A 374-nucleotide genomic window follows, 5' to 3' on the forward strand; every position below is an offset into this window, starting at 1 on the left:
AGGAGGGGGGAGTGGCCGTCGGCGTGCTGGAGGCCTTCGCCGGTGAGGGTGGTCCGTCCTGCGGTGGCGCCGATGATGAACCCGCGGGTCATTTGGTCTGCTGCTGCCCAGAACGCGTCGCCGGTGCGTTGGAAGCCGAACATGGAGTAGAACACGTAGACCGGGACCAGGGGCACGCCGTGGGTGGCGTACGCGGTGCCGGCGGCGGTGAACGCTGCGACGGCGCCGGCTTCGTTGATGCCGGGGTGGATCAGCTGGCCTGCGGGGGATTCCTTGTAGGCCAGGACCAGGTCCCGGTCCACGGAGAGGTAGTTCTGGCCCTTGGGGTTGTAGATCTTCGCGGTGGGGAAGAACGCGTCCATCCCGAACGTGCG

Annotated in this window: 1 pseudogene; it reads right to left on the reverse strand. The window is 67.9% G+C overall.

Annotated features, from left to right (window positions below):
* Positions 1–374 (reverse strand): annotated as a pseudogene (locus tag AC5RT4_RS17755) (pyruvate dehydrogenase (acetyl-transferring), homodimeric type); the annotation flags it as partial.

The organism is Arthrobacter sp. sptzw42, from assembly GCF_059089685.1.